This window comes from Roseateles sp. So40a (assembly GCF_048081605.1).
In the GTDB taxonomy this organism is placed as follows: Bacteria; Pseudomonadota; Gammaproteobacteria; order Burkholderiales; family Burkholderiaceae_C; genus Roseateles.
This window is the reverse complement of record NZ_CP182288.1, coordinates 5266344-5289612: the sequence shown is the minus strand read 5'-3', so window position 1 is coordinate 5289612 and position 23269 is coordinate 5266344. Positions and strand designations below refer to the sequence as shown.

Annotated in this window: 18 protein-coding genes; 11 read left to right on the top strand and 7 right to left on the bottom strand. The window is 69.3% G+C overall.

Annotated features, from left to right (window positions below; genetic code table 11):
* The first annotated feature begins 95 nt into the window (after nucleotides 1-95).
* Nucleotides 96-605 (top strand): GNAT family N-acetyltransferase, encoded by a 510-nt coding sequence (locus ACNI65_RS24140; RefSeq protein ID WP_416759963.1) that lies wholly within the window; start codon nucleotides 96-98, stop codon nucleotides 603-605.
* Here the strand turns inward: ACNI65_RS24140 and ACNI65_RS24135 are convergent, their stop codons facing one another.
* The 4 genes from ACNI65_RS24135 to ACNI65_RS24120 form a co-directional block, all read right to left on the bottom strand.
* Nucleotides 606-2846 carry a Calx-beta domain-containing protein gene (locus ACNI65_RS24135; RefSeq protein WP_416759961.1) on the bottom strand — a complete coding sequence of 747 codons (2241 nt, stop codon included), beginning with the start codon at nucleotides 2844-2846 and terminating at the stop codon, nucleotides 606-608.
* A gap of 190 nt (nucleotides 2847-3036) precedes the next feature.
* Nucleotides 3037-3714, bottom strand: coding sequence for a glutathione S-transferase family protein (locus tag ACNI65_RS24130; protein WP_416759959.1), 678 nt, complete (start codon nucleotides 3712-3714; stop codon nucleotides 3037-3039).
* Between the two features lie 57 nt (nucleotides 3715-3771).
* A complete protein-coding gene (locus ACNI65_RS24125) occupies nucleotides 3772-4905 on the bottom strand; it encodes a M48 family metallopeptidase (RefSeq protein WP_416759958.1) in 1134 nt (377 codons plus the stop codon).
* Nucleotides 4905-6116, bottom strand: coding sequence for a YjgN family protein (locus ACNI65_RS24120; RefSeq protein WP_416759956.1), 1212 nt, complete (start codon nucleotides 6114-6116; stop codon nucleotides 4905-4907). Before ACNI65_RS24120 ends, ACNI65_RS24125 begins: the two co-directional genes overlap by 1 nt.
* Nucleotides 6117-6337: 221 nt before the next feature.
* Between ACNI65_RS24120 and ACNI65_RS24115 the strand changes: the two genes are divergently transcribed.
* The 4 genes from ACNI65_RS24115 to metW all read left to right on the top strand — a co-directional run bounded on the left by ACNI65_RS24115 (nucleotide 6338) and on the right by metW (nucleotide 11001).
* Nucleotides 6338-6970 carry a glutathione S-transferase family protein gene (locus tag ACNI65_RS24115; protein ID WP_416759954.1) on the top strand — a complete coding sequence of 211 codons (633 nt, stop codon included), beginning with the start codon at nucleotides 6338-6340 and terminating at the stop codon, nucleotides 6968-6970.
* Nucleotides 6971-7191: 221 nt separating this feature from the next.
* Nucleotides 7192-9063 carry a signal peptide peptidase SppA gene (sppA, locus tag ACNI65_RS24110; RefSeq protein ID WP_416759953.1) on the top strand — a complete coding sequence of 624 codons (1872 nt, stop codon included), beginning with the start codon at nucleotides 7192-7194 and terminating at the stop codon, nucleotides 9061-9063.
* 166 nt (nucleotides 9064-9229) lie between these two features.
* Nucleotides 9230-10420, top strand: coding sequence for a homoserine O-succinyltransferase MetX (gene metX, locus ACNI65_RS24105; protein ID WP_416759952.1), 1191 nt, complete (start codon nucleotides 9230-9232; stop codon nucleotides 10418-10420).
* A complete protein-coding gene (gene metW / locus ACNI65_RS24100; protein ID WP_416759950.1) occupies nucleotides 10417-11001 on the top strand; it encodes a methionine biosynthesis protein MetW in 585 nt (194 codons plus the stop codon). Before metX ends, metW begins: the two co-directional genes overlap by 4 nt.
* A 27-nt stretch (nucleotides 11002-11028) precedes the next feature.
* Here the strand turns inward: metW and ACNI65_RS24095 are convergent, their stop codons facing one another.
* Complete coding sequence (locus tag ACNI65_RS24095; protein WP_416759949.1) at nucleotides 11029-12015, bottom strand: succinylglutamate desuccinylase/aspartoacylase domain-containing protein; 987 nt, start codon at nucleotides 12013-12015, stop codon at nucleotides 11029-11031.
* 66 nt (nucleotides 12016-12081) lie between these two features.
* Here ACNI65_RS24095 and ACNI65_RS24090 point away from each other — a divergent pair, with 66 nt between their 5' ends.
* The 3 genes from ACNI65_RS24090 (at nucleotide 12082) to ACNI65_RS24080 (ending at nucleotide 15563) form a co-directional block, all read left to right on the top strand.
* Entirely contained in the window at nucleotides 12082-12930 is an 849-nt protein-coding gene (locus tag ACNI65_RS24090; protein ID WP_416759948.1) for a lysophospholipase, read from the top strand.
* Nucleotides 12931-13022: 92 nt separating this feature from the next.
* Nucleotides 13023-14498, top strand: coding sequence for a M20 family metallopeptidase (locus ACNI65_RS24085; protein ID WP_416759947.1), 1476 nt, complete (start codon nucleotides 13023-13025; stop codon nucleotides 14496-14498).
* A 57-nt stretch (nucleotides 14499-14555) separates the two neighbouring features.
* Nucleotides 14556-15563, top strand: coding sequence for a LysR family transcriptional regulator (locus tag ACNI65_RS24080; protein WP_416759946.1), 1008 nt, complete (start codon nucleotides 14556-14558; stop codon nucleotides 15561-15563).
* A gap of 9 nt (nucleotides 15564-15572) precedes the next feature.
* Here ACNI65_RS24080 and ACNI65_RS24075 read toward each other — a convergent pair whose 3' ends face one another.
* Nucleotides 15573-16742 carry an aminoglycoside phosphotransferase family protein gene (locus ACNI65_RS24075; protein ID WP_416759945.1) on the bottom strand — a complete coding sequence of 390 codons (1170 nt, stop codon included), beginning with the start codon at nucleotides 16740-16742 and terminating at the stop codon, nucleotides 15573-15575.
* 231 nt (nucleotides 16743-16973) lie between these two features.
* Between ACNI65_RS24075 and ACNI65_RS24070 the strand changes: the two genes are divergently transcribed.
* From ACNI65_RS24070 to rsmA, 3 genes are read left to right on the top strand one after another with little or no spacing between them, the layout of a single operon-like run.
* Entirely contained in the window at nucleotides 16974-19379 is a 2406-nt protein-coding gene (locus ACNI65_RS24070) for an LPS-assembly protein LptD (RefSeq protein WP_416759944.1), read from the top strand.
* A 10-nt stretch (nucleotides 19380-19389) separates the two neighbouring features.
* Nucleotides 19390-20772 (top strand): peptidylprolyl isomerase, encoded by a 1383-nt coding sequence (locus ACNI65_RS24065; protein ID WP_416759943.1) that lies wholly within the window; start codon nucleotides 19390-19392, stop codon nucleotides 20770-20772.
* An 18-nt stretch (nucleotides 20773-20790) separates the two neighbouring features.
* Entirely contained in the window at nucleotides 20791-21570 is a 780-nt protein-coding gene (rsmA, locus tag ACNI65_RS24060; RefSeq protein WP_416759942.1) for a 16S rRNA (adenine(1518)-N(6)/adenine(1519)-N(6))-dimethyltransferase RsmA, read from the top strand.
* A gap of 45 nt (nucleotides 21571-21615) precedes the next feature.
* Here the strand turns inward: rsmA and mnmE are convergent, their stop codons facing one another.
* Nucleotides 21616-22992: a tRNA uridine-5-carboxymethylaminomethyl(34) synthesis GTPase MnmE gene (mnmE, locus tag ACNI65_RS24055; protein ID WP_416759940.1), complete on the bottom strand. Its 1377-nt coding sequence runs from the start codon at nucleotides 22990-22992 to the stop codon at nucleotides 21616-21618.
* Nucleotides 22993-23269 lie beyond the last annotated feature (277 nt).

Below are 23269 nucleotides of genomic sequence, written 5' to 3'. Positions count from 1 at the left end.
ACGGCAGGCGGGTTGTCCCTGATGTGAGGGGCGTCCCGCTTGCTGCTTAATCCGGCCTTTCCCGCTCGGGTGACGCTTGGTTACCGCTTCGTTCGATGGTCCCGCTGGCTTCCGATGGCGCCGCACCGCGCCTGATCCGTGTGCATCAGATCGACCCCCTCGCCTGGGCGCCGCTGCTCGCGGCCAGCCAGCAGGAAGGCTGGCAGATGCTGCGACGGCTGATGGACGAATGGCGCAGCGGCGCCAACCGCTACGAGCAGCCCGGTGAATCGCTGTGGGCCTGGTTCGACGCGAACGGCCAGGCCATCGCGGTGGGCGGGCTCAACGTCGAGCCGCCCCCGGGGCGCCCCGGCACGGGCCGCATGCGCCGCTTCTACGTGCATCCGGACTGGCGTCATCACGGCCTGGCCAAGCGCCTGGTCAACGTGGTGCTCGCCAGCGCGCAAGGGCACTTCAGCCGCCTGCACGTGAACTGCGAGGGCGCGGAGTCCGCCACCTTCTGGTCGAGTTGCGGCTTCGCGCCGGTCGTCGCGCAGCATGAGCTGATCGAGCGGCCCGCGCGCTACACCCACGTGCGGCTGCTGCCACAGTATCTGGCGGCCTGATCAGATCACCGCTTCGCCCCCCACGATCACGTGGAACTGCATCGTCGGACTGAGCTGATTCAAACGCGCCTCCAGGCTGTCCAACGGCACGGCCACCCGATCGATCTCGACGCGGTCATCCGCGTCCAGCCGGATCGTCAGCATCTTCTCGCCCATCGCGCTCAGCGCGGCACCGGTGACCCGGAGCGTGTTGGCCTGACCGTTCTGCAGCCACAGCTGCTCGACGTGCTTGACGCCGCCGTCCATCAGGCTCATGTCCAGCGTCGCCGTGCCCGAGACATACAGCGTGTCCTGACCCGCGAGGCCGTCGATGCGCTTCAGGTCCTTCTCTCCCGAATAGGTCAGGACGTCGTCCTGCACGGATCCGATCAGGTTCTGCGGTGAGGGCGTGCTGTTGTCCTTGGCCAGGTAGACGAGGAACTCGTTGTACATGACCTGTTGGAAGGTGCCGTCGTTGTTGCCGCCGTCCGTGGATGGGAGTTTCCATTGCTCCGTCGTGCTGAACTGATGGGGCAGCGAGCCGTCGGAAGCGAGCTTGCGGCCGTTCTGGAAAATGGCCTGCCGGGCGTCCGTGTGATTGAGCTCTGGCGTGCCCGCACCCGGGTTGTCGCTGTGAGCTTCGAAGACCAGGTGGTTGGCCACGTCGGTGAGCGCTTCAGGCTTCTCGGGGCGCCAGTCCAGCCGGGAGCCTGCGCCATTCATGACGTCGAAGGAGTAGGTGCCGTCCGGCGAGAACGGGTAGAACGCCTGCAATCGATCGCCGTTGCCGCCCAGGTTGAACAGCACGCCGCGCGCGCGTCCCTCTGACTGCACCTTGGCATGGATCACCACGCTTCGCCAGTCGCTGGCCGACTCGCCGAGCGCGGCCATGGTGTCGGAGTTCTTCCCGTTGCGTCCGGCGTTGAAGCTGATGGCGGCCGAGCCATCCGCCTGCGTGACGAGCTTGCCCCCGTCGACGATCACGCCCTGCTCCGCGGGCAGGGAGGACATCAGGTCGCGCTGGTGGCCGGACTGGTCATACCAGCGCGTCACGTAGCCCTTGGCTTCGGTGCCCCTGCCGACGAAGTCCTCCAGCTGCTTGACGTTCAGTTGACCGTAGACATCGAAACCGATGTCCTGTTCCTTGCTGTCGGACGAGCGGCGCACGCGGATCGCCGCGCCGTCGAGCTCGCTGTTCAGATCGCGCAGACCATAGGCCGCCTGCAGCCGATGGACATCGACTTCATGGATCGTGCCCGTGGCCTCGGACCGCGCCAGCGTCCCGCCTTGCGGCGCGTGGAGCTTGATGAACACCTGCTCATCGGCCTCCCTCAGGTGATCCCCCTTGAGCGACAGCCGAATGAACTGCTGAGACTCGCCGGGCTTGAAGGCGACGACGCCCTGCCAGGCGCCGCCCAACTCCTCCTTGGAGAGGGTCCCGGCATTCGCCTCGAGCGTGTAGCCGACCTGCCCGCTCTTGCTCGTGTCACCGGAGCGCCGCACCAGGAAGACCAGTTCCCGCGTGCCCTCATTCGCTTCGATGACGTGCGCCTCGGACACCGAGAAGGTGGTCGGATCCAGTGTTGCGGTCTTGTCGGTGGTCTTGTCGGTGGTCTTGTCGGTCGTCTTGTCGGTCGTCTTGTCGGTCGTCTTGTCGGTCGTCTTGTCGGTCGTCTTGTCGGTCGTCTTGTCGGTCGTCTTGTCGGTCGTCTTGTCGGTCGTCTTGTCGCCAGTCCCGGCTGGCGCCTTGTCGGTCGTCCTGTCGGTCGTCCTGTCGGTCGTCCTGTCGGTCGTCCTGTCGCCCGTCCCCGCCGGCACCTTGTCCGTCGTTCTGTCCGTCGTTCTGTCCGTCGTTTTCTCTGTCGTCCTGTCAGTCGTGTGGGGCCAGGTGACCTTCTCCATGGCGGTCCGGTCGCGTTCCGACTTGACGCCGGTGCCGATGGCGATCGCGCCGATGAGACCCACGGCGCTGAGCCCGATGCCGGCCTCGATCAGGGACGGCGACGACTGGGCTGGCTGGTCCGGACCCGGCGCCCCCGCGCCTGGGGCGGCGTCCGCAGACGCGGCGACGGTCCATTCCTCCAGCAGGTCGCCGGCCGCCGCGTCGGCGGTCGACTCGCTGGCGTCGATGGCGTCGGCAACCTCCGACGACGGCGACTCCGTTGCGCTTGCGGGTGTGTCCTCGCCGTCACGACGGCGGCGTCGAGCATGGCCTTGCGCCGGGCGATGGGCCATCCCGGTGGTCGATTCAGTGGTGCGCATAAGCGTCATGAAAGAGAGTCATTGAACACCCCTCTACTGTGAGCAGATACGCGCGCTCACGAAATCGCAAGGAGACGCCACGCTCCGCGGCTCGACGCCAACTGATGCAGGGTTGCACCAGTCCTTTCTGCGTGTGCTGTTCTCGTTCCGAAAGCCCAGGCGCGCACGCCCCTTGACCGGTGCGTTAAGTTCATGCCGGCTTCGGAGGCCAATGCAGGGCACAGACCTCGGCGACCACCGGCAAGGCTTCGATGCGCTGGAGCAGCGCGAAGAACCCGGGCCGGTGTTGCTCGAGGTGCTTGCGTGAGCCCGACCACTTCGAGACGATCACCGCCATCGCATCGAGCGCGCCCGGCGTCGCGCCGCTCAGCCAGGGCTGACCGGGGAACATGTCCGCGAAGATCTCCCAATGCTTGTGCAGCCGCGCCTTCGTGCCGTCGATGATCGCGTCGTGGTCGGCCTTGTCCGCGCTCGTCGTGTAGCGCGCGGGATAGTCGATGACGCTGATGCAGCTGTAGCAGTTGGCCGCGATGTAGACGAGGCCGCGCAGGATCTGGTCGCGCTGTTGCGAGCTGTCCCCGAGCAGCTGCGCATCCGGGAACCGCAGGCCGAGGTGCAGCAGGATGGCGCCGCTTTCGGTGAGCACCTCGCCTTCCGGCGTGCGCAGCGTCGGAATCTGCATCAGCGGATTGAGCACGCGCAGCGCCTCCTGCTCCGAGCCGCCCTCCCACGAGGACGCGTGCACCGTGCGGTAGTCCTGGCCGCACCATCGCAGGCCGATCTCCACGATCGCCGAGCCGGAGCCCTTCGTGCCGTACAGGACGTAGCCGTCACCGGCCTCGGCGCCGGAAGCTGCTGGGGATGACATGGTCGCGCTCTCCGTGGGAGGAAGCGGCCAGTGTAGGAGCGCCCAGGACCTCGAGGTTCAGCGCTCGAAGAAGCGCTTGCGCTCGTCGTCCGACGGGTGCGTGCTGAAGGCGATGCTGATCAGCTCGCCCGCGCCCTCGCGCACCTGCTTGTCGACCTCGCGCGCCAGACCCGCCGGTTCGGACGCCCGCCTGGCCCGCGCCGCGGCGACGCGTTCATCGCGCCAGGCATCGAGACGGTCGAACAGGGTGATCATCACGCGCGGGGACCGGCCGCTGTCGATCAGCAACTGCCTGGCCTGTGCATCGGCCTCGCGCTCGAAGTCGCGCGAGTAGCTCGTGTGCAGCAGCACCGCGGGGGCCGCGGCCAACAGGCTGGAGAAGTCGCCGAGCACGAAACCCAGCAGGCCGCCCACCAGGCTCGCCCGGATCGTCAGCCGCATGCCGTGCTGCCCGCGCACATGGCCCAGCTCATGCGCGAGCACGCCCAGCACCGCGTCGGGATCATCGCGCAACAGCGTGAGCAGCTCGTCGGTGACGACGATGTGGCCGCCCGGCAGCGCGAACGCGTTCGGACCGATGCGCTTGCCCGCATCGCGGAAGTGCAGCGTGTAGGCCGTCATCTCGCCGGGCTGGCTCGCCACCATCGCGGCGAAACGCTCGCGCCATTGCTGCTGGTCCGCCGCGCTGACCTTGGACGGCTTGAGCATGACCTCGTCGAGCTGCTCCAGCGATTCGTCGCCGATGCGCTGCTCGATGGCCGAGGGCAGGTAACGCGCGATGCCGTCGGCGGCCGCGGGCACGCCCCATTGCCAGGTCGCGCCGCCCACGGCGACGACCACCGCCAGCGCCACCAGCGTGTGGCGCCAGCTCGAGAACCAGCGCACCGCCAGGCCGCCGCCCAGCCCGCGGCCCATCGTCGACGCGTCGGCCCAGGCGTCCCAGTCGCCGGTGTCCTTGGCCACGAGCAGCCCGCCATCGGGCAGTTGCGCCTGTCGCTGGCCGTATCGTGTGCGCTCCGGCCACAACACGTCGCGGACCGGGTAGCGGCGCTCGACCACGTCCAGGTCCTGGTCATGCACGACCAGGGACGCGCCGTCCAGCCACAGCCGGACCGGCCGCGCCCGGCCGCTGCGGCCATCGAAGTGGTCCGCCAGCAGCGAGGGCGCGCCGGCTCCGGTCTCAGCCTGCATCACAGACCCATGTCGATGCCGAAGAAGTCACCGGCGAACTCGCCAGTGGCGTCCTGGTTCGCGGCGGTCTCACTGGCCACCCAGGCTTCGGGATCGCCATCCACGGTGAGGCTGACCGCCTCCAGGCGCAGTCGCGTGGTGTGCACCACGGCGAACGGACGGTACAGGCCGATCGTGACCAGCATCAGCAGCCAGTTCTTCAGCGTCAGCCAGGCCAGCGGCGCCAGGCGCAGCTGGCTGTCGAAGCGCAGCTCGTCGGACGAGGTGCCGTTCCAGACCATGTTCTGCAGCCGCGCCGTGAAGAACGGGCCGATAACGACGAAGAACACCAGGTAACCCAGGCCCACGCTCGCCACGCCGGTGATGGCGGTGGCCAGCACCGAGCGTCCGAACACCGCGGTCACGCCGGCCGTCACGCCCACGATGATCCCGGTCACGAGCATCGTCAGCAGACCCAGGCCCAGCGCCTTCAGGCACAGCCAGTACACCGACCCGCTGCCCAGGCGCAGCTCGCCCTGCTGCGAGGCGATGCGGTATCCGTTGTGCTGATAGCGCTTGATCGCGGCCAGCACCCACGGCATCACCACCACCATCAGCAGGACCACGCCGCCCATCAGGAACGGGAGGTAGGAGAACTGCTGCATGACGCGTGCGGCGTCCTCCGGCCGGTCGCCGGCGAGCTGGCCGATGACGACCCCGAGGGTCACCAGCGATCCCGACAAGAGCCACAGCGGCAGCATCGGCACATAGGCGCCCTTGAGCGAGCCCGAGAAGCCGAATCTCATGCCGCGCCAGCTCGTGTTGCCGAGCCGGAACTGCATGCCCGCGCGCCACAGCGCCGGCCAGATCAGGGCCATCAGCACGAAGGCCACCAGCGCCGCGACCGGCGAGAAGTGCCCCGCCGCCGAGTACACGCCCGACAGCACCAGCAGCAGCACATGGCCGCGGAACATCTTCCACGGGTCGCCGTGGAAGGCCAGCGCGTGACCGTCCACGAGCGTGTTGGCGTAGAAGTAGCGGATGCGGCGCGCCTTGGCGAACGGCCAGTACAACGAAGCCGTGACGATCGTCAACAGCAGGTTGACGATCCAGATCCGGAAATACTCGCTGCCCGATCCGGTGAAGCGGATCTCGAGCTTGCGCTTGCGGAATGACGAATGCGGCCAGCCGGTCAATCCACCGGTGCTCGCATCTCCCTCTTGCTGATGCATGGTTTCCCTCTCGTGTGGCCTCGATGCGGCCTGTGTTCGTTGTGCGCGCGTCGAAGGTTCGACACGCAGTCGTCGGCCGGTGGCCGCGGCCCGCTCATGTCGGGCGGCGGCAAGTGTGCGTCACCGGCGCAGGGGACGGCAATCCACCCAAATGAGGGCATCGCACCTGTGGCGTCCGGGCGTCGTCGCCGGAAGTCGACTCGGTAGAATCCCGCGACACCATGAAGCTCATCGGATCCCTCACCAGCCCCTACGTCCGCAAGGTCCGCATCGTCATGGCGGAAAAGAAGCTCGACTACCAGTTCGAGCTCGAGGACGTCTGGGGCAGCGACAACATCCTCAAGATGAACCCGCTGGGCAAGGTGCCCTGCCTGGTCATGGAGGGACAGGATTCCATCACCGGCGCGATGTTCGATTCGCGCGTCATCGTCGAATACGTGGACACGCTGTCCCCGGTGGGCCGCCTGATCCCGGATCGCGGCCGCGAGCGCTGCGAGGTGCGGACCTGGGAAGCGCTGGCCGACGGCCTGATCGACGCCTGCGTGGCCGCCCGGCTCGAGGAGACCTGGTCCGGCCGCTCGCCCGCCGAGCGCAGCGACGCGTGGGTCCAGCGCCAGATGACCAAGGTCCACGCCTCGCTGCAGGCCATGGGGCTGGGCCTGGGCGAGAAGACCTGGTGCTCGGGCAACCACTTCACGCTCGCGGACGTCGCGCTGGGCTGCGCGCTGGGTTACCTGGACTTCCGCTTTCCGCAGATCGACTGGCGCGCCGGCCATCCCAACCTGGCCCGTCACTTCGACAAGCTGATGACGCGCCCCAGCTTCCAGGACTCGCTGCCGCCGGCCAACGCCTGACCGCAGGACTTTCCCTTCCCGACGCCCGGCCCCATGCCGGGCGTCCTGCCTTGTGGGGTCTCCGGGCTCGAGACGACCGCCGGCCTCCCTCTGATGGGCGAGGGCGGCGTTGACTTTTCGCTGCACTTGAAAACTGGGCTCACAATCGCCGGGTCCGGCTGCGGATCCGATCCGGGTCCGAGCTGTCCTGACATTCCGTTGACGAATCCCGGGAGGATTGGATGGGTGTGAAGCGGGCGTTGGCGCCGATCGGGCGCTTGTTCGGCAAGCTGTGGTGGTTCCTGGACGGCACGCGACGCGTGGTGTTCACGCTGCTGTTCTGGCTGATCGTGATCGCAATCGTGTGGGCGGCCACGCGCGGCAACAAGCCGCTGCAGGAGAAGACCACGCTGGTGCTGGACATCCGTGGCGATGTCGTCGAGCAGTTCTCCGGATCGCCGCGCGATCAGGCGATCGCGCAGATCAAGGGCGAGGCGCGCGCCCAGACGCGGCTGCGCGACATCGTGCGCGCGCTGGACGCCGCGGCCAAGGATGACGCGATCGTGCAGGTCTCGCTCAACCTCGACGAGATGGGCGGCGCGACGCCGGCCACGCTGCATGAGATCGAGGCCGCGATCACGCGCTTCAAGGCGAGCAAGAAACCGGTCGTCGCCTACGGTCAGAACTTCGACCAGCGCTCGTACTACCTGGCGGCACAGGCCACCGAGGTCTACGTCCACCCGATGGGCAGCGTGATGATCGAGGGCTACGGCCGCTATCGCAATTACTACAAGGACGCGCTGGACCGCCTGGGCATCTCGCCCAACGTGATGCGCGTGGGCACCTACAAGAACGCCGTCGAACCCTACTTCGCCAACGGTCCGTCCAAGGCGACGCTGGAGGCCGAGGGTTATCTGTACGACGAACTCTGGGCCCGCTACCAGACCGTGATCGAGACCGCGCGCAAGCTGCCCAAAGGCTCGATCCAGAAGGCGATCGAGGAGCTGCCGCAGCGCCTGCAGGCGGTCGGCGGCGACAGCGGCAAGTTCGTGCTCGCCGAGAAGCTGGTCGACGGCCTGAAGACCGTGGACCAGGTCGACGCGCTGCTCGAGAAGCGCGGCGCCAAGGACGAGAAGCGCCTGCGTCAGATCAACCTGGGTGCCTACGTCGCCCAGCTGCCGGCCAAGCTGCCCAAGCCCGAGGGCCAGGTCGGCATCATCGTCGCCGAAGGCGAGATCGTGGACGGCAACGCCGGCCCGGGCAAGATCGGCGGCGAGTCGATGTCCAAGCTGATCCGCCAGGCCCGCGAGGACGACAAGATCAAGGCGGTCGTGCTGCGGGTGAATTCGCCCGGCGGCAGCGCCTTCGCCTCGGAACTGGTGCGCCGCGAGCTGGAGCTCACGCGCGCGGTCGGCAAGCCGGTGGTGGTGTCCATGGGCGGCGTCGCCGCCTCGGGCGGCTACTGGATCTCGATGTCCTCGGACGAAGTGATCGCCGATCCGTCGACGATCACCGGCTCGATCGGCGTGTTCGGCATGCTGCCCACCGGCGAGAAGCTGATGGACAAGCTGTCGCTGCACACCGGCGGCTACACGACGACGTGGCTGGTCAATGGCTACGACCCGCGCCGTCCGCTGGATCCGAGATTGGCGCAGGTGGTGCAGAGCTCGATCGAGCACATCTATGCCGAGTTCACCGGCAAGGCCGCGCAAGCCCGCAAGAAGACGCCGCAGCAGATCGATGCCGTCGGCCAGGGCCGGGTGTGGACGGGCGCGCAGGCGCTCGAACGCGGCCTGATCGACCGCAATGGCCTGCTGGCCGACGCGGTGACCAGCGCCGCCAAGCGCGCCAAGCTCGGCGACGAGCCGACGGTGCGTTACGTCGAGCCGGACCGCAGCACCGTCGACCGCCTGCTGAGCAGCGTCGGCGACGCGGCGGCCCCGTCGCTGCGCGGCATGGTGATGCACGCGCTGGGCGGCATTCCGGCGATGCCGGCGCCGCTGCGCGAGGCGCAGGTCGACATGGCCTGGCTGGCCGAGCAGGCCGAGGCCGGACCGGCGGGTTCCAAGCCGCCGGTGCGCGCGATCGTGCACTGTCTCTGTACCGCCCCCTGACGGGGGCTGGGCGGGAGGCCTCGGTATACTCCCGCCCCATGGCGCCGATTTGTCCGGCTTGCGGGCGCCCAAGAAATGCAGCTAAAGAGGGACACCCGATCCACGGATCGAGACCCGGTGTTCCGCTTCCAGCAGCGGCGCCGGGTTTTGTTTTTTGGGGTGTTCCATGGGATCTGTCGGTGACGTCACACCGCAGCGGCTGTTGTTCGATGAGCCGCTGAAGCTGCGCAGCGGCGCGAGCATCGCCGGGTACGAGTTGATGGTCGAGACCTACGGCCGGCTCAACGAGGACAAGTCCAACGCGGTGCTCGTGTGCCACGCGCTGAACGCGAGCCACCACGTGGCCGGCACGCACGCCGGCGTCGACAAGAGCGAGGGCTGGTGGGACAACCTGGTCGGGCCGGGCAAGCCGCTGGACACCGACCGCTACTTCGTCATCGGCATCAACAACCTCGGTTCTTGTTTCGGCTCCACGGGGCCGATGCACCTGAATCCGGACACCGGCCGCGTCTACGGCAAGGATTTCCCCGTCGTCACCGTGCACGACTGGGTCGATGCGCAGGCGCGGGTGCTGGACCGCTTCGGCATCCAGCAGCTGGCGGCGGTGCTGGGCGGATCGCTAGGCGGGATGCAGGCGCTGGACTGGTCGCTGCGCTACCCGCAGCGCATGCGCCACTGCATCGCGGTGGCGACGGCGCCCAACCTGTCGGCGCAGAACATCGCGTTCAACGAGGTCGCCCGGCGCGCGATCATCACCGACCCCGAATTCCACGACGGCTTCTTCTACGAGCACGGCGCGATCCCGCGCCGCGGCCTGCGCGTGGCGCGGATGATCGGCCACATCACCTACCTGAGCGACGACGTGATGGAGGAGAAGTTCGGCCGTCAGATGCGCGCGGCGGAGCTGGGCTATTCGACCTCGGACATCGAGTTCCAGATCGAGAGCTACCTGCGCTATCAGGGCGACAAGTTCAGCGAGTACTTCGACGCCAACACCTATCTGCTGATCACGCGGGCGCTGGACTACTTCGATCCCGCGCGCGAGCACGGCGGTGATCTGAGCCGCACCTTCGCCAGCGCGCTGTGCAAGTACCTGGTGGTGAGCTTCACGACGGACTGGCGCTTCTCACCGGCGCGCTCGCGCGAGATCGTCAAGGCGCTGCTGGACAACAAGCGCGATGTCTCCTACGCGGAGATCGATGCGCCGCATGGTCACGACGCCTTCTTGCTGGAGGACCCGCGTTATCACGGCGTGCTGCGCGCGTACTTCGACCGCATCGCCCGGGAGCATGAACGGCCGTTGCCGGGCAGCGGGGCAGCGGGCGGCTCGCATCGGCTCACGGGGGTGGCGGTATGAGCGACCGCGCCGTGATGGACATGATCGCCGCGCTGGTGCCGGCGGGCTCGCGCGTGCTGGATCTGGGCTGCGGTACGGGGGAGTTGCTCGCGCACCTGCAGGCGACCAAGGGCTGCACCGGCTACGGGGTGGAGCTGGACGACGCCAACGTGCTGGCCTGCGCGCAGCGCGGGGTGAACGTGATCCAGCTCAACCTGGAAGAGGGGCTGGCGATCTTCGAGGACCAGAGCTTCGACGTGGTGCTGCAGCTGGAGACGCTGCAGAACCTGCGCAACACCGAGGCGATGCTGCGCGAGACCGCGCGGGTGGGGCGCATCGGCATTGTGAGCTTCCCCAACTTCGCGCACTGGCCCAACCGGCTGCAGGTGCTGTCGGGCCGGATGCCGGTGACGCGCGTGCTGCCGTACCAGTGGTACGACACGCCCAACATCCGGGTCGGGACCTACGCCGACTTCCACGTGCTGGCGCGCAAGTGCGGGCTGCGCGTGCTGGACAGCTTCGGCGTGCAGGACGGCCGTCAGGTCCGCGTGCTGCCCAACCTGCTTTCGAGCATGGCGGTGTTCAAGTTCGATCGGGATTGAGGGCGGGCGAGATCGCGACGGCGCTCCTCAAGGCTCGTAGCGCCCCAGCCTCACCATCGTCTGCCCCGCGACGCCTGCTCGGCGCGACGGCATGATCAGCACGCAGTCGTCGTGCGGCGTGACCCAGCGACGCGCACCGTCCTCCGCCAGCGGCGTGCCGGCCGCGGGGATGACCATCAGGTGATGCGTCGGCAGCAGGAAGCGGAACCCCGCCGACTGCGCCGTCACTCCCTCGCCCACGCGCACCAGGCGCTGCAGCTCCGGCGCCGGCACGCGCAGCCGCGCCTGCGCCCACGCCGCGTCCACCATGCCGAGATGGCGAAGGAACCGCACCGTGACGTCGATCGCCATCGCCGCGCTCGCCGGCTCCCAGTGAGCGCCGCATTCGACCAGCACCGCCTGCCGCGCGCTCCTCGGGTCGGAGAATCCGCCTCGGTCGATCATCCGCAGCCCCGCCGCATGGCCGGTGTCCACCAGCAGGGTCTGCGGTTGACCTAGCGCCCGCGCCAGAGGCACGCTCTTGTCGGACATGCCGCAGATCGTCAGCGCCGGCGCACCGGGCTCCTGCATCGAATGCAGGTCCAGCAGCGCGTCGGCGGCGTCGACGAAGGGCGCCAGCTCGCGCGCGCGTCGGAGCTCTTCCGATGTCCGCGCGCCGTCGAGAACCGCCGGATCCCACACGCGATTCATGTCCTCGTCGACGCATCTCGAAGAGAACGGGTCCAGCGCCTGGAAACGCCCGAAGGCCTCGGTGTTGGCGAAGGCCAGGACCAGCCGGCCACGCTGCGGCTTCACGCCTTGCGCCAGCAGCCAGTCGAGCGCGATCGCGCCGCACAGTTCGTTGCCATGGATCAGCGCCACCACCATCGCGGTGGGGCCGGGCTCGCCCGAGTCCAGGACATGGACGAATTCCACGTCGGTGCCGGTGCCGCGCCGCCATCGCTCGATCGGCGGGGGCTGCAGGCCCACCTCGGGGTGGAACGGGGGGAAGGACTCGAGCAAGGCTGGCGTCATCGTCGTCGGAACGTGGGGCGTACCCACGGCGGGCGGACAGGTCGGGCGATCCTACACTTCGACCCCATGAAGACTCTGACCGGCCATGACGGCCTGCCGCTGCATTGGCGGGAATGGGGCGCCGACCTCTCGCTGCCCACCCGAGGGACCGTGCTGATCGTCCACGGCCTGGGCGAGCACATCGGCCGCTACGAAGCCGTCGCCGAGCGCCTCAACGACTGGGGCTGGCACGCCGCCGGCTTCGACCAGCGCGGCCACGGCGCCTCCGGCGGCCCGCGCGGCGACATCCCCCAGCGCGACAGCCTCCTGCTGGACCTCGCCGCCGCCATCGACAGCCTGCGCGCCGACGAGCGCAAGGGCCGCGGCCCGCTGATCCTGCTCGGCCACTCGATGGGCGGCGCCGTCGCGGCCCGCTTCGTCGCCGGCGCCCTGGAGAACGCCCCCTGGTCCCGTCCCGTCGACGGCCTGGTGCTCAGCTCCCCCGCGCTGGACGCCGGCCTCTCCGCCTTCCAGCGCGGCCTGCTCGGCGCCACGCTGCCGCTGGCGCCCCACCTCGCCGTGGGCAACGGGCTCAACCCGTCCTGGGTCTCCCGCAGCGCCGAGGTCGTCCAGGCCTACAAGGACGATCCACTCGTCCACGACCGCATCACCCCGACCCTGGCCAAGATGATCGCCACCTTCGGTCCCGAAACCCTGCCGCTGGTGCCGCGCTGGACCATTCCCACGCTGCTGATGTGGGCGGGCGCGGACCGCTGCGTCTCGCCGGCGGGCAGCGCCGCCTTCGCCCAGGCCGCCCCCGCCGGGGGCGCGGTGCAGGCCGTGCCCTTCCCGGGACTGGCACACGAGATCCTCAACGAGCCTGAGCGCGAGCAGGTCTTCGCCCGGCTGCGCGCCTGGCTGGGCACACGCTCCTAGAATCGCCCGATCCATCCCCCCATCCGCCCGGACCGGAGGCCCATCGGCCCCGGCCCCAGCCCAGCGGCCCACCCGCCGCGCAGGAGATCCGCATGAACGCCCGAGACCCGTCGTTCCCGCTGCAAGCCGATGACATCAGCGCCCTGGGCGCCTTCGCCGAGAAGGTCTGGGACGAGGAGATCGTCCCCGCGCTGACCGACTACATCGCCATCCCCGCCAAGAGCCCGATGTTCGACGCCGATTGGGAATCCAACGGCTACATCGACCGCGTCGTGCGCGACGCCGCGCAATGGGTCGAGAGCAAGGGCATTACCGGCCTGAAGCTCGAGGTCATCCGCCAGGAAGGCCGCACGCCGGTCATCTTCTTCGAGCTGCCCGCGACCAAGGCCGACAGCACCGACACCGTCGTCCTGTACGGCCACCTGGACAAGCAGCCCGAATTCAACGGCTGGCGCGCCGACCTCGGCCCCTGGACGCCCAAGTACGAGGACGGCAAGCTCTACGGCCGTGGCGGCGCGGACGACGGCTACGCGATCTACGCCTCGATCACCGCGCTGATGGCGCTGGACCAGCAGGGCATCCCCCGCCCGCGCTGCGTCGGCCTGATCGAGGCCTGCGAGGAGTCCGGCTCCTACGACCTGCCCGTCTACATCGACCTGCTCAAGCCGCGGCTGGGCAACGTCTCGCTGGTCGTCTGCCTGGATTCGGGCGCCGGCGACTACGACCGCCTCTGGATGACCACCTCGCTGCGCGGCATGGTCTCGGGCGTGCTCAAGGTCGAGGTGCTGACCGAAGGCATCCACTCGGGCGACGCGTCCGGCGTGGTGCCCTCGTCCTTCCGCATCCTGCGCCAGGTGCTGGACCGGCTGGAGGATTCCAAGACCGGCCGCCTGCTGCCCGAGTCCTTCCACTGCGAGATCCCCGGCGTGCGCTTCGAGCAGGCGCAGGCGACCGCGGCGATCCTCAAGGAAGAGGTCTACAAGCGCCTGCCCTGGGCCTGCGGCGCCGACGGCGGCCCGGTGCTGCCGGTGACCCAGGACCCGGTCGAGGTGCTGCTCAACCGCACCTGGCGCCCGACGCTGTCGGTGGTCGGCGTGGACGGCTTCCCCGAACTGAAGAACGCCGGCAACGTGCTGCGCCCGTACACCGCGTTCAAGCTCTCGCTGCGCCTGCCGCCGCTGATCGACGGCAACGAGGCCGCGCTCAAGCTCAAGACGCTGCTCGAGGACAACGCGCCGTACAACGCCAAGGTCAGCTTCGTGCCGGACGGCCGCGCCGGTGCCTTCGGCGCCACCGGCTGGAACACGCCGGAACTCGCGCCCTGGATGAGCCAGGCGCTGGACGCCGCCAGCCGGGCCCACTTCGGCCAGCCGGTCGGCTACATCGGCCAGGGCGGCACGATCCCGCTGATGAGCATGTTGCAGAAGGGCTTCCCCGCGGCGCAGATGATGGTCTGCGGCGTGCTGGGTCCCAAGAGCAACGCGCACGGCCCCAACGAGTTCCTGCACGTGCCCTACGGCAAGCGCCTGACCGCCGCGGTGGCGCAGGTGATCGCCGCGCACCCCTGAAGTCATGACGAGGCGCGCCGCCGCGCACCGTCGCGGCCGCCGCCCGGAGGAGACGGGATGGATCAGGTCAAGGCCATGCGGGTCTTCACCCGCGTGATCGACGAAGGCAGCCTCGCCGGCGCCGCCCGCGCCATGGACCTGGCGCCCGCGGTGGTCACGCGGCTGGTGGCGGACCTCGAGGAGCACCTGGGCGCACGGCTGCTCAACCGCACGACGCGGCGGCTGTCGCTGACCGATGTCGGCGAGGGCTACCTGGAGCGCTGCCGGCGCATCCTCAGCGACATCGAGGAAGCCGAGGCGCTGGCCTCGGCCGCGACCAACGAGCCGCGCGGCAACCTGCGCGTGCTGATGCCGCCGGCCATCGCGATCCACCAGCTCGCGCGTCACATGCCGCGTTTCCACGCGCTGCATCCGCTGGTCAGCGTCGAGCTGGTCGCACCGGGTCCGGTGGACACGCTGGACGAGAGCTTCGACATCACCGTCATCTCGACGCGCAGTCCGCTGCAGGGCGACTTCATCGCGCGCAAGCTGGCGCGCACCGAGGTCATCATGTGCGCCGCGCCGGAGTACCTCGCGCGGCGAGGCCGGCCGCAGCATCCGTCGGAGCTCAAGCAGCACGACATCATGCTGCCGCCCATCCACGAGCTGTCGCGCGGCGTGACCTTCGAGCGCTGCGGCGCGGACGGGCTGACCGCCGAGAGCTTCTTCGCGATCCCGTCGCGGCCGGTGATGACGACGTCCTCGGTGGACACCAAGTACGCCTGCGCGCTGCACGGGCTGGGCATCGCGGGGCTGCCGTCCTTCGTCGTCGGCGACGCGCTGATGGAAGGGGCGCTGGAGCGCGTGCTGTCGCAGTGGCGGATCTACAGCTACCAGCTGTGGGCCGCGATGCCGACGCGCAAGTTCGTCCCGGCGCGCACCCGCGCCTTCATGGACCTCCTGGTGGAGATCTTCGGCGGTCGCGACGAGGATCCGTGGCTGGCCGCCGCGGGTTGCCCGTCGTACCGCGCGGCGCAGGAGCTGCTCGCCGCGCAGGCGGCGAAAGCCGCCGCGGCCGGCGATTGACGGACCCGCTCAACGCAGCGTGAAGCCCGTCTGCGTGAACTGCGGTTGCAGATCCTCGATGAGGCGCAGCAGCGGGGCGAGTTCCACGTAACGCGTGGCCGTCTTGACCACGTAGGCGTAGAAGCGGGGCAGGTCCTGCACGTACTGCGGCTTGCCGTCGCGGTGCTTGAGCCGGCAGAAGATCCCCAGGATCTTCAGATGGCGCTGCAGCACCGTCCATTCGAGCCGGCGCCAGAACAGGCCGAAGTCCAACGCCATCTCGTGCGGATCCTCGCCGTTGGGATCCATGCCGAAGAGGCCGGCCCGCTTGGCGCCTTCCCAATAGCGCACCGCCCAGTCCAGCTCCTCGGCTTCCTCCCAGGAGATGAACGCGTCGCGCAGCAGCGAGGCGATGTCGTAGGTGATTGGGCCCATCACCGCGTCTTGGAAGTCGATGACGCCGGGCGACGGCAGGGGGTGTTCCGCGCCGCCGTTCCAATCGGTGTCCCGGCCCCAGGGTTGTCCGCAGATCAGCAGGTTGCGTGGCATGAAATCGCGGTGCATCGGCACCCGCGGCTGCGCCGCGATGTTGGTCGCGAGCAGCGCCACCGTGCGATCCCAGTAGCCGCGCTGCTTGTCGTTCCACTGCTTGCCGTGGTGGGCCTGCACGCACCAGTCCACGAAGATCTGCAGCTCGCGCCGCACGAAAGCCTCGTCGAAGACCGGCAGCGCGCCGTCTGCGCGGGCCGTCTCGCTGGTTTGCCAGCGCAGCAGCGCGTCGGTGGCGTCGCGCATCAGCAAGCGCGGCTGGGCCTCGTCGCCCGCGCGCTGCGCGTCCTGCAGCGCCGCCAGGTAGGACTGCTGGCCGAGATCCTCCATCAGCGCGAATCCCAGACCGACGTCATGGGCGATCACCCGCGGCACATGCAGACCGCGCTCGGCCATCAGCGCGCCCACGTGCAGGAAGGCGGCCAGCTGATTCGGCATCGCCGGATCGTCCATGACGATCAGCGAGTCGCCGTCCTCCGTCTCCAGGCGCAGGTAGCGGCGAAAGCCCGCATCGCTGCTGGCGGCGGCGAGCGTCTCGAGCCGCAGCGCCAGCGGCTCGACCAGCGGCGCGATCCAGGCTTGGAAGCGCGCGGCCCGGTCGGCGTCGGGCCAGGTCGGGGGGAGCGCGGCGGGGGAAGCGGGAGCGGTCATCGGCGAAGGCTCGGGCAGGGATCGCGGGCGGGCCGCGCGGTCGGACGGCGCGGGCGGCGCTCGGGTGGGAAGCGAAAGGGCCGCTGCGCGAGCGGCCCCGGGGTCGGTGACAAGGTGCCGGGGGCGGTCCAGCCGGCCGGCGAGCCTCGTGGATAATGATTCTACAAACCCCGGGCAGCGCGGCGCGACCAACGCGCGGCCGCCTGACCTCTGCAAGACGCTGCCCGCCCGATGCGCCCTTCGGTTTCCCGACCCCGCCCGATCTCCCTGGCCGCCGCACTGGCGGTGGCGCTGCCCGCGCTGTCCGCGCACGCCCAGGAATCGGCCGGCCAGCCGCTGATCCTCAAGTCGGTCAAGCAGCTGCACCAGACCAAACGCAAGGACGCCCGCCCCGCGATGGCGCTCAGCGCCGACCGCATCACCAGCGAGATGGACCAGACGTCCACCGCCGAGGGCGACGTCCAGCTGCGCTACGGCGGCATGCTGCTGAAGTCCAAGACCCTGCGTTACGACTATCCGCAGGACCTGGCCACCGCCGAGGGTGACGTCGAGCTCAGCCAGAACGGCGCGGTGCTGCGCGGACCGAAGCTGGAGCTGTTCGTCGACAAGTTCGAGGGTGAGCTCCAGAGTCCGACCTATTTCTTCGCGGCCACCGGCGGCAGCGGCAGCGCCAAGGCGCTGCACTTCCTCGGCGACCAGCGCATGCGTGCCGATGAGGCGACCTACTCGACCTGCCCGGTCTCCGAGAAGGGCGAGCAGGACGCCAAGGACGCCAAGGACGGCCGCAAGGGTCAACGGGATTGGGAGCTGGTCACCAGCAGCCTGAACCTGGACTTCGATGCCGGCGAGGGCGTGGCCAAGAACGCCGTCGTGCGTTTCCTCGGCGTGCCGATCCTGGCGGCGCCGTCGCTGAGCTTCCCGCTGGGCGACCAGCCCAAGTCCGGCCTGCTGCCGCCCAACGTCAACATCGACAACCGCAGCGGTTTCGAATACGGCCAGCCCTTCTACTGGAGCATCGCGCCCAACCGCGACGCGACGATCACGCCCTACGTGATGACGCGCCGCGGTCCTGGCGTGGACACGCAGTTCCGCTACCTCGAGCCCGGCCATCGCGGCCAGATCGACTACGCGCTGCTGCCACATGACCGCGTGACGGGCATCTCCCGCTGGGACCTGCGCCTGAACGCCGACGGCGACATCCGCCCCGACTGGACCTACAACGTCCACACCGAGCGCGTCTCCGACGACGACTACTGGAAGGACCTGCGCAGCCGCATGCTGTCGCAGACGCCCCGCCTGCTGTCCACCGACCTGCGCACGCAGCGGGAATTCAGCTTCAACTGGGGCGAGATGCAGACCTACGCGCGGGTCCAGAAATGGCAGCCGCTGCAGGTCGCGCAACTCGAGGACCGCTTCGCCTCACCGTATCAGCGCTCGCCGCAGATCGGCGTGCGGCTGCAGACCGGCGCCGACGAATCGGTGCTGGCCGGCTACCTGCCCACCGGCCGCCGCGCGCGGCTCGAGGGCGGGCTGGAGCTCGAGTACAACCGCTTCGACCTGCCCGGTGGCGCGCTCAGCACGCAGACGCAAACCGGCGAGCGCGTGCACCTGCTGGGCCATGTCAGCCTGCCGTTCAGCGGCGCGGCCTGGTGGGTGATCCCCAAGCTGTCGGTGAACGCGGCCAGCTACAACCTGGACCAGCCCATCGACGTCACCGGCAAGCGCTCGATCAGCCGCACCATTCCGACCTTCAGCGTCGACCACGGCTGGATCCTGGAGCGCAACACGACGCTGTTCGGCAACGCGATGCGCCAGACGCTGGAACCGCGCCTGCTGTACGTGAACACGCCGTACCGCGACCAGAGCGCGATCCCCAATTTCGACGCCGCGCCGCGCGACTACAACTTCGATTCGGTGTTCGCCGAGAACCAGTTCTCCGGCGTGGACCGCGTCAACGACGCCAACATGCTGGCCTTCGGCGCGACCACGCGCTGGATCGAGGACGAGAAGGGCGAGGAACAGCTGCGCCTGGGCATGGTCCAGCGCTACCTGTTCCGCAACCAGCGCATCACGCCGGACGGCACGCCGCAGACGCACAACCTGTCGGACGTGGTGCTGCTGGCCTCGGCGCACTTGAACCAGGCCTGGTGGACCGACAGCACGCTGCAGCTGAACTCGTCGGACGGCAAGGTCGAGCGGACCGTGCTGCGGCTGCGCTACTCGCCGGGCCCGTTCCGGACGATCAGCGCGTCGTACCGGCTGGCCCGCGGCCAGAGCGAGCAGGTCGAGCTGGCCTGGCAATGGCCGCTGTTCGGTCCGGACCGCAAGGCCGTGGCGGGAGGACCCGGCTGCGCCGGCGCCTGGTACGGCGCGGGCCGCCTGCAGTACAGCATGCGCGACAAGCGCTTCACTGACTCCGTGATCGGCGCCGAGTACGACTCGGGCTGCTGGATCCTGCGCATCGGCGCGGAACGCCAGGCCACCGGCCGGGCGGAAACCAATACCCGGCTGATCCTTCAGCTGGAGCTGGTCGGCCTGTCGCCGCTCGGCTCCAATGCGCTGAAGGTGTTGAGAGACAATATTCCGGGTTACCGTTCGCTGAGCTCCGAGCGCTCGGCCTTTGGCACTTATGACTGAACTGCGTTCGATGCGACAACTCAAGCCGGTGGCGGCCACCCTCCTGACCCTGAGCGCCGCCCTGGCCGGCTCGGCATCCCTGGCGCAGACCGCGCCCGCGGCAGCAGCGAAGCCGGCAGCCGCCGCCTCCGCGCCTGCCCGCCCGCCCGTCGAACAGCGTCAGCTCAAACCCGGCGACTACATCGCGGCCGTGGTCAACACGGACATCGTGGCGGCCTCGGAAGTGGTCCAGCGCACCGAGCGCATGCGCGAGGAAGCCCGCCAGCGCGGTCAGAACGTCACCAACGAGCTGCTGCACAAGCAGGCGCTGGACGGCCTGATCGACGAGCGCGTCGTCGTGACCTACGCCCGCGAGAACGGCCCGCGCGTGGATGAGCCCGAGCTGGACCGCGTGGTCGGCAACGTCGCGACGCAGAACAAGCTGACGATGCCGGAGCTGCGCCAGCGCCTGGCCGCCGAGGGCATCGACTTCAAGCGCTTCCGCGAGAACCTGCGGGACCAGATGCTGAGCGAGCGCGTGCGCGAGCGCGAGGTGCAGGGCCGCATCCGCGTCACCGACGGCGACATCGACAAGTACCTGGCCGAGCGCCAGGCCGCGCTGCAGGGCCGCGCGCAGCTGAACATCGCGCAGATCCTGGTGCCGGTGCCTGAAGGCGCGGGCCCGGTCGTCGTCAGCGAGCGCAAGGCGCGCGCCGAGGCGGCGCTGGCGCGCATCGTGGCCGGCGAGGACTTCGCCAAGGTCGCGCGCGAGGTGTCCGAGGACGCCAACAAGAATCGCGGCGGCGAGATCGGCCTGCGCGCCGCTGACAAGCTGCCCGATGTGTTCGTCGACGCGGTCAAGGACCTCAAGCCGGGCGAGACGCGTCCCGAGCTGCTGCGTTCCGAAGCCGGATATCACGTGCTGAAGCTGATCGATCGTCAGGCCGGCAAGGCCTCGATCAACGTGGTCGTGCAGACGCATGCGCGCCACATCCTGCTGCGCCCGTCGGAGCAGCTGAGCCCCGAGCAGGCCACGCGACGGCTGGTGGAGTTCAAGCGCGCGATCGAATCCAAGCGTGCCACCTTCGAGCAGCTGGCCCGCGCCAACTCCGAGGACGGCAGCGCGACCGAAGGCGGCGATCTGGGCTGGGTGTCGCCCGGCGGTTTCGTGCCCGAGTTCGAGCAGGCGATGGACGCGCTGCCGCTGCAGGGCATCTCCGACCCGGTGCCCTCGCGTTTCGGCATCCACCTGATCCAGGTGCTGGAGCGCCGCGACGTGGTGCTGGACACCAAGCAGCTGCGCGAGCAGGCCCGCACCGCGCTGCGTGAGCGCAAGTACGAGGACGCCTACAACGACTGGATGAAGGAAATGCGCGCGCGCGCCTTCATCGAGACGCGCGAGTGGCTGGATTGAGCGGCCGGGACTGAGTTCATGGGACATGTCGCGCGCAAGCGCTTCGGCCAGCACTTCCTGACCGACAAGGCCATCATCGACGGCATCATCGACGCGATCGCGCCGGGTGAGGACCAGTCGATGGTGGAGATCGGCCCCGGCCTGGGCGCGATGACGCTGCCGCTGCTGCAGCGCCTGCCGGCGTCCAGCCAGCCGCTGACGGTGGTCGAGCTGGACCGCGATCTGGCGGCCCGCATGCGCAAGCGCGGCGACGTGACGGTGATCGAGTCGGACGTGCTGAAGGTCGACTTCGTGGCGCTGGCCGCGGAGCGCGGCCGCAAGCTGAAGGTGGTCGGTAACCTGCCGTACAACATCTCGTCGCCGATCCTGTTCCACCTGCTGGGCGCGGTGGATCACGTGGTCGATCAGACCTTCATGCTGCAGAAGGAAGTCGTGGACCGCATGGCCGCGTCGCCGGGCAGCAAGGACTATGGCCGCCTGAGCGTGATGCTGCAGTGGCGGTATGACGTCGAGGCGCTCTTCGACGTGCCGCCCGAGGCCTTCGATCCGCCGCCGCGCGTGATGTCGGCGATCGTGCGGATGGTGCCGCTGTCGCAGCCGGCGAAGGTCGACGAAGCGCTGCTGAGCGAGCTGGTCGCGTCGGCGTTCTCGCAGCGCCGCAAGCTGCTGCGGCATTCGCTGGGCAAGTGGCTGGAAGCTCGCCGCTTCCAGGGCGAGTTCAACCTGCAGCGCCGCGCCGAGGAAGTCCCGGTGGCGGAGTTCGTCGAGCTGGCGTTGGCGGTGCAGGCGCTGGGCTGATCGGCCGCTACCGCGCGTGTAGCGCGTGCAGCCCCTCCTGCGAGCTCATTTCCCGATACAGAACCGGCTGAAGATCTCGCCCAGCAGGTCGTCGGCGGTGAACGCGCCGGTGATCTCGCCGAGCGCGTCATGCGCCAGCCGCAGCTCCTCGGCCATCAGGTCCAGCGCGGGCGGATCGATCTCCACTTGCGCGAGCGCCCCTTCGATGTGCTCGCGCGTGCGGCGAAGCGCCTGCACATGCCGCTCGCGCGCGATGAACAGGCCCTCCGGCACCGCGTGCCAGCCCACCTGCTCCAGCAGCCTTCGACGCAGCGCATCCAGGCCCTCGCCGGTCTTGGCCGACAGCGTCAGCGCGCCTTCCGCCAGTCCCTGCGGCGCGTGCGCGTCCGCCTTGTTGTAGATCTGCAGGATCCGCGCCGGATCGACGCTCGCGAGCCGCCCGCGGATCTCCGCGTCCTCGGCCTCGTAGTCCGCATGCCCGACCCGCGTCAGGTCGTGCAGGAACAGCACCACGTCCGCGTCCGCGATCGCGTCCCAGCTGCGCGCCACGCCGATGCGCTCGACCTCGTCGTCCGTGTCGCGCAGCCCGGCCGTGTCGCTGATGTGCAGCGGCACGCCCTCGATCTGGATGGTCTGGCTCAGCTTGTCGCGCGTCGTGCCCGGGATCGGCGTCACGATCGCGAGCTCCGCGCCGGCCAGCGCGTTCAGCAGCGAGCTCTTGCCCACGTTGGGCTGCCCCGCGAGCACGACCTTGATGCCCTCGCGCAGGATCGCGCCCTGGCGGCTGCGGTCCAGCAACGCTTCCACGCGTGCCAGCAGGCGGCGGAGCTTGCCCAGCGCGTCGGCCTGCTGCAGGAAATCGATCTCTTCCTCGGGGAAGTCCAACGTCGCCTCGACCAGCATGCGCAGCTGGATCAGCGCGTCGCGCAGCCCGCCGACCTCGCCGCTCAGCGCGCCCGCGAGCGCCCGGCCCGCGCTGCGCGCGGCCGCCTCGGTGCTCGCGTCGATCAGGTCGGCGACCGCCTCGGCCTGCGCCAGGTCGAGCTTGCCGTTGAGGAACGCGCGTCGCGTGAACTCACCCGGCTCGGCCAGGCGCACGCGCAGCGTCGGGTCCGCCTCGAGACAGCGCGCCAGCAACAGCTGCAGCACAACCGGACCGCCGTGGGCCTGCAGCTCGAGCACGTGCTCGCCGGTGTAGGAATGCGGCGCGGGGAACAGCAGCGCCAGTCCGTGATCGATGGCTTCGCCCTGGGCGCTGCGGAAGGGCAGGTAGGTCGCCTCGCGCGGCTTGAGCGCGCGGCCGCAGATCGCGCTCACCAGCGCGCCGAGGTCCTGGGGCGCGGACACCCGCACGATGCCCACCGCGCCGCGTCCGGGGGCAGTGGCGATGGCGGCGATGGGATCCTGATGTCGCGACAGCATGGGCGCGATTGTCTCGCAGGCCCCCATGAAAAACGGCGATGCGCCGTGGGGTCGCATCGCCGTTGTCGTGGATGGCGCGGGGCAGGCCTTGTCGCCCGCTCTCGTGAGCCGGCGTCTCGCGCCTCCGGTCCCCCACCGGCGTGAGCCGGATGGAGAAGCGATCCCCGCATGCCTCGATTAAGCGCCTTGAACGGACGAAAAAAAGCCCCCGGGGTGCGGGGGCTCCTGCAGTGACCGTGAGGAAATGCGCGCCAGGCGCACTTCGATCACGGGTTCA